Genomic DNA, 5,816 nt, shown 5'->3' with positions numbered 1-5,816 from the left:
TGTTTGTTTTTTTTGTTTCCATACAAAACACGGAATACGAGATTAAGTCCGGTCCCGTGGCCTCGGATATGTGTAAAAGAGACAGGCCGGAGTCCGACCGGGACCGCGGCCCCGGTCGGACTCCGGCTGACCGGGGCCGCGGTCCCGACGGCCAGGGCGGCGGGAGCGACGACGGCGGGCCGCTCCCGAACTGAGGCCCCGCGGGCTCAGCCCAGCTGGCGGCGGACCTCGGCGGCCACCCGGGAGCCCTCGGCCCGCCCGGCGACGGCGCCGTTCGCCGCACCCATGACCTTGCCCATGTCCTTCATGCCCGAGGCGCCGGTCCGGGTGATCATGTCGGCCACGATCGCCGCCAGGTCGGCGTCCTCGAGCTGCGCCGGCAGGTAGGTCGCCAGCACCTCGCCCTCCGCCTGCTCGCGGGCCGCCTGCTCGGCCCGGCCGGCGGAGCCGAACGCCTCGGCGGCCTCCCGCCGCTTCTTCGCCTCGCGGCGGAGAACGGCCTGCACCTCGTCGTCGCTGAGCTCCCGGGCCTCCTTGCCCGACACCTCCTCCGCGCTCACCGCGGCGAGCACCATGCGCAGCGTGGCGGTGCGCAGCTCGTCGCGGGCCTTCATGGCGGTGGTCAGGTCGGCGCGCAGCTGTTCCTTCAAGTCGGACACGTGCTCCAGCCTGACACGACGCCGTCGCGACCCGCGCCCGTAGGCTCATGAGCCGTGCGCTGGTACACCGCCGTCCCGACCGCCGCCGTCGCCTCCGGAGCCGCGACCGTGGCCTACGCGAGCCTCTACGAGCGCACCCGCTGGACGCTGCGCCGGTTCGACGTCCCGGTCCTCGCGCCCGGATCGACCCCGCTGCGGATCCTGCAGATCTCCGACCTGCACATGACCGCGGGGCAGCGCAGCAAACAGGAGTGGGTGGCCGGGCTGGCCGAGCTGGAGCCGGACCTGGTCGTCAACACCGGCGACAACCTCGCCGGGTTCGACGCCGTCCCTCCGACCCTGCGCGCCCTGGGCCCGCTGATGGACCTGCCGGGCGCCTTCGTGCTGGCCAGCAACGACTACTACGCACCCCGGCCGAAGAACCCGTTCAAGTACTTCCGCACCGACCACAAGCGGGTGCACGGCGCCGAGCTCCCCTGGCGGGACCTGCGCGACGGGATGACCGACCGCGGCTGGGTCGACCTCACCAACGCCGCCGGGGAGCTGACCGTCGACGGCCGGCGGATCGTGCTCGCCGGCGTGGACGACTCGCACCTCGAGCGGGACCGCTACGACGTCGTCGCCGGGCCGGCCGACCCCGATGCCGACCTCCGGCTCGGGCTGGCGCACTCCCCCGAGCCGCGGGTGCTCGACCGGTTCGCCGCCGACGGGTACGACCTGCTGCTCTGCGGGCACACCCACGGCGGCCAGCTGCGCATCCCGTTCTACGGGGCGCTGGTCACCAACTGCGGCATCGACCGCGCGCGGGTCCGCTGGCTGCACCGGTGGAGCGAGCCGACGCCCGGCTCCCCGTCGGGCACCTGGCTGCACATCTCGGCGGGGCTGGGCACCAGCCCCTACGCCCCGGTGCGCTTCGCCTGCCCGCCCGAGGCGACGCTGCTCACCCTCACCGCGCGCGCCTCCTGACGAGGACCCCCTCCGACCCGGCGGAGACCGGGCGCTAGACTCGTCAGGCGCACCTCGGGGTGTGGCGCAGCTTGGTAGCGCGCGTCGTTCGGGACGACGAGGCCGCAGGTTCAAATCCTGTCACCCCGACCCTTCACTCAGGGGCCGCCGGAAGGCGGCCCCTGAGTCGTTCCGGCCACGCTCCGGTTCGACACGTCCCCGCGCGGGCACCGAACCGGCGATGACCGAATGGTTGCTCCTCCTCGCCGCCGTCGTGCTGACGGCGTTCACCGGGTTCTTCGTCGCCGCGGAGTTCTCCCTCACCACCGTGGACCGCGGTCGCGCCGAGCAGGCGGCCGCCGCCGGCGACCGTCGGGGGCGCAGCGTCGTGCGGGCGCTCTCGTCGCTGTCCACGCAGCTGTCGGCCGCGCAGCTGGGGATCACCCTCACCACCCTGCTGGTGGGCTACCTGGCCGAGCCGGCGATCGGGCAGCTCCTGCACGGCCCGCTGGAGTCGTTGGGCCTCACCGGCGGATCGGCGACCGCCGTCTCGTACGGGCTGGCCATCGCGCTGGCGACGACGCTGCAGATGCTCCTGGGCGAACTGGGCCCCAAGAACCTGGCGATCGCCAACCCGCTGGCCGTCGCCGGTTTCGTCGCGCCGGGGATGCGCGGGTTCACCCGCGTCACCGGGCCCGTGGTCGGCGCACTGCAGCGGCTGGCCAACGCGATCGTCCGGCGGTTGGGCTTCGAGCCGCGCGAGGAGCTGGACACCGCCCGCGACGCCGACGAGCTCGCCGCCGTCGCCCGGCGCTCGGCAGAGGAGGGCGACCTCTCCCCCGTCGCCGCCCGCCTCCTGCAGCGCTCGCTCAAGCTCGGCAGCAAGTTCGCCACCGACGTCATGACGCCCCGCACCCAGCTGTGGACGCTGCGCGCGAGCGCGACCGCCGCCGACGTGATCGCCGCCGCGGTGGAGTCGGGCAACTCCCGCTTCCCCGTCTACGGCTCCGACCTCGACGAGGTGACGGGGGTGGTGCACGTGAAGCACGCCGTCGCCGTGCCGGAGGCCGAGCGGGGTTCCCGGACCGTGCGGGAGCTGGCGGTCCCGGTGCTGGCCGTCCCGTCGTCCATGCAGCTGGAGCGGCTGCTGGACCTGCTGCGCGACCAGGGGCTGCAGCTGGCGCTCGTGGTCGACGAGTGGGGGGCCACGCACGGCGTGGTGACCCTGGAGGACATCGTCGAGGAGCTCGTCGGGGAGATCGCCGACGAGACCGATCAGCCGCTGCGCGCGCTGCGGCAGGTGGACGCCGACACGTGGGTGCTGTCCGGGCTGCTGCGCCCCGACGAGGTCCAGGACCGCACCGGCATCGCCGTTCCCGAGGGGCGCTACGAGACCCTGGCCGGCTTCCTCACCGACCAGTTGCAGCGGCTCCCCGAGGAGGGGGACGTCGTGCTCGTCGACGGGTTCGAGCTGACCGTCGACACGGTGCAGGGACGGCGGGTCGCACGCGTCGTGGCGCGCCGGATTCCGCCCCCACCCCCCGAGGACGCCGGCGAGCCGGCTCCGGCGATCCGTGAGCAGGTGCCGGCATGACCGTCGTCAGCCTGCTGATCCTGGTGGCCCTGCTGCTGGGCAACGCCTTCTTCGTCGCGGCCGAGTTCGCCCTGGTCTCCGCACGCGCGGCCCAGATCGAGGCGCGGGCCGCGGACGGTTCGCCGCGGGCGGTCAGGACGCTGGCGGCGATGCGCAACGTCTCGCAGATGATGGCCGGCGCCCAGCTCGGCATCACGCTCTGCTCGCTGGGGCTGGGCGCCGTCGGCGAGCCGGCGGTCGCGCACCTCATCGAGGTGCCCCTGCACGCGGCCGGCGTGCCCGACGCGCTGCTGCACCCGATCTCGCTGGTCATCGCGCTGTCGCTGGTCACCGTGCTGCACATGGTGCTCGGCGAGATGGTGCCCAAGAACATCACGCTGGCCGGCCCCGATCGGGCCGCGCTGGTGCTGGGACCGCCGCTGGCCGTGATGGTGCGGCTGCTCAAGCCGTTCATCTGGTTCTTCAACACCCTCGCCAACGGTTTCGTGCGGTTGTTCGGGGTGCAGCCCACCGACGAGGTGTCGGCGAGCTTCGACGAGACGGAGATCCGCTCGATGGTCACCCAGTCGCAGCGCGAGGGCGTGCTGGGCGCGGAGATGGGCGAGCTGGCCGCGGGGGCGCTGAGCTTCGAGCAGAACGACCTCTCGTCGGTGCTGCTGCCGGTCGACAAGCTGGTCACCGTGCCGCGCAGCATCACGCCCCGCGAGCTCGAGGCCACGGTGGCCGAGTTCGGGTTCAGCCGCTACCCGGTGCGCGGCGCCCTCGACCGGCTGGTGGGCTACGTGCACGTCAAGGACGTGCTCGACGTCCCGGCCGACCGCCGGGACCATCCGCTCCCCGACCGTGACGTGCTGCCCTTCGTCGACCTGTGCGCCGACGAGGCCCTGCCCGAGGTCCTGGCCGGCATGCGCAAGGCCGGTGCGCACCTGGGCCTGGTGGAGGACGGCGGCCAGGTCCGCGGGGTCGTGGCGCTGGAGGACGTCCTGGAGCAGCTGATCGGCGACGTCCGCGACGCCGCCGCCGAGCGCCGCCGGATCGACGAGCGCAGACCACGCGGCGAGAGCGCCGCAGCATCCGGCGCGGGCGCCGGAGGGCGGTGACCGGCCCGTCCATGGGCCTGCCACCGCCGTGCGGGGTCAGCCGCGCGCGACCTTGGGTGGCACGACCATGCGCCGCGGGTCGACGAGCGCGAGGGCCGCGATGCCGATGATCGGCAGCAGGGTCAGCTGGACCAGCCCCGCGCCGTCCCAGCCCAGGCCTGCGACCAGCCGGGCGAAGAGCAGGCCCGAGAAGGCCGCCGCGACGTAGTAGGTGAGCATGAACAGCCCGGCGCCGCGCCCGACGTGCTCGGGGCGGACGGCGCGCTGCATCGCCGTCGTGCAGTTGGTGAAGAGCACGCCGCTGGCGAAGGCACCCATCAGGAAGGCCAGCACGTACTGGGCTCCGGGGCCGTCGGCGAACCGGTAGGCGGCCAGGGCTGTGAGCGACGACCCCACGAACCCGACGGCGAGGAGCAGCCGCTGGTCGTAGCGGTCGGCCAGGTAGCCCACGGGGAGCGCGACCATCGCGCCGAAGCCCACCAGCGAGGCGGCCAGCGCCGCCTGGGCGGGCTCGAAGGCCAGCTCCTCGCGCAGGAAGGTCGGGTAGAGCCCGAGGAACCCGTAGAAGACCAGCCCGGAGATGGCCGACGCGATCCCGATGCCGAGGCTGCCGCGGTTCCAGGGGCTCGCCGGCACGTGCGCGTAGGACGCCGTGTCCGCCGTCCCGGCGCGCCCGGCGACGGCCTCGCTCATCGAGCGCGGCACCGTGAAGGCCAGCACGGCGGCCATGACCAGGCCCGCGATGCCGAAGACCACGAACGGGGCCCTCCACGAGTCGGCGGAGTCGGCGAACGCCTGACCGACGATCGGCCCGAGGAAGACGCCGAGGCCGAACGCGACGCCGATGAAGCCCGCGGCGAGGGCGCGGCGGTGGAAGAAGTAGGCGCCGATGATCGCGTAGATGGCGGTCGCCTGGACGCCCTCGCCGACGCCGGAGACCAGCCGGTAGACCGCCATGTCACCGAAACCGGCGGAGAGCGGGATGGCGAGCGTGCCGAGGGAGTACACGACCACGCTGACGACGACGATCATCTTGCGGGACAGCCGGTCGAGCAGGTACCCGGCCGGGAGCCCGGTCAGCGCGATGCCCAGCGTGAAGCCGGTGGCCAGCAGGCCGGACTGGTCGAGGGAGAAGCCGTACTCCTCCCGGATCTGCGGCAGGAGCGGGTAGAAGACCTGCCGGTCCATCGCGTTGAGCATGTAGGAGAGGCAGAGGACGGCGAAGCCGATGGCGACGGCGGCGGTGCCCCTCCGCGCATCCTGGGAGGTGCGCACCGGCTCGGGTGCGCTCGTGGTCGGCAGTGACATGGCCGCTCCTGGCGTCGTCGGTGGAAGAGGTGTCCGGCATACGGACACAAGTCCGATACGCGTATGGTCCGGATCACACCCGGCTCCGTCAAGGGGCGTTCGTGCGGCATGTGGCCACGGACGGCTGACCGATTGCGCCGTCGGCGGGGCTCGGATCCGTCGAGAGGCAAGATGGGCGGGTGAGCGCCGACCCCAGCACCGTCCCCGCCC

Annotated in this window: 5 protein-coding genes and 1 tRNA gene; 4 read left to right on the top strand and 2 right to left on the bottom strand. The window is 73.2% G+C overall.

Annotated features, from left to right (window positions below; translation table 11 throughout):
• Positions 1-206: 206 nt before the first annotated feature.
• On the bottom strand, positions 207-659 hold the full coding sequence (locus C5508_RS18675) for a GatB/YqeY domain-containing protein (RefSeq protein WP_104526417.1): 453 nt from the start codon (positions 657-659) through the stop codon (positions 207-209).
• Positions 660-713: 54 nt separating this feature from the next.
• Here C5508_RS18675 and C5508_RS18670 point away from each other — a divergent pair, with 54 nt between their 5' ends.
• The 4 genes from C5508_RS18670 (at position 714) to C5508_RS18655 (ending at position 4,298) form a co-directional block, all read left to right on the top strand.
• A complete protein-coding gene (locus C5508_RS18670) occupies positions 714-1,625 on the top strand; it encodes a metallophosphoesterase (RefSeq protein WP_104526416.1) in 912 nt (303 codons plus the stop codon).
• Between the two features lie 55 nt (positions 1,626-1,680).
• A tRNA-Pro gene (locus C5508_RS18665) sits at positions 1,681-1,754 on the top strand.
• 91 nt (positions 1,755-1,845) lie between these two features.
• A complete protein-coding gene (locus C5508_RS18660; RefSeq protein ID WP_104526415.1) occupies positions 1,846-3,198 on the top strand; it encodes a hemolysin family protein in 1,353 nt (450 codons plus the stop codon).
• Complete coding sequence (locus C5508_RS18655; RefSeq protein WP_104526414.1) at positions 3,195-4,298, top strand: hemolysin family protein; 1,104 nt, start codon at positions 3,195-3,197, stop codon at positions 4,296-4,298. The genes C5508_RS18660 and C5508_RS18655 overlap by 4 nt, the downstream gene beginning before the upstream one ends.
• A gap of 36 nt (positions 4,299-4,334) precedes the next feature.
• Here the strand turns inward: C5508_RS18655 and C5508_RS18650 are convergent, their stop codons facing one another.
• A complete protein-coding gene (locus tag C5508_RS18650) occupies positions 4,335-5,606 on the bottom strand; it encodes an MFS transporter (protein ID WP_104526413.1) in 1,272 nt (423 codons plus the stop codon).
• Positions 5,607-5,816: the final 210 nt, after the last annotated feature.

It is taken from the genome of Blastococcus atacamensis, assembly GCF_002938425.1.
Lineage (GTDB): Bacteria > Actinomycetota > Actinomycetes > Mycobacteriales > Geodermatophilaceae > Blastococcus > Blastococcus atacamensis.
Note: the sequence above shows the minus strand (reverse complement) of the source record. Positions and strands in the feature narration are given on the sequence as shown.

Coding starts and splice junctions, on each gene's coding strand:
- C5508_RS18650 (WP_104526413.1), bottom strand. CDS start 5,606: ATGTCACTGCCGACCACGAGCGCACCCGAGCCGGTGCGCACCTCCCAG.
- C5508_RS18655 (WP_104526414.1), top strand. CDS start 3,195: ATGACCGTCGTCAGCCTGCTGATCCTGGTGGCCCTGCTGCTGGGCAAC.
- C5508_RS18660 (WP_104526415.1), top strand. CDS start 1,846: ATGACCGAATGGTTGCTCCTCCTCGCCGCCGTCGTGCTGACGGCGTTC.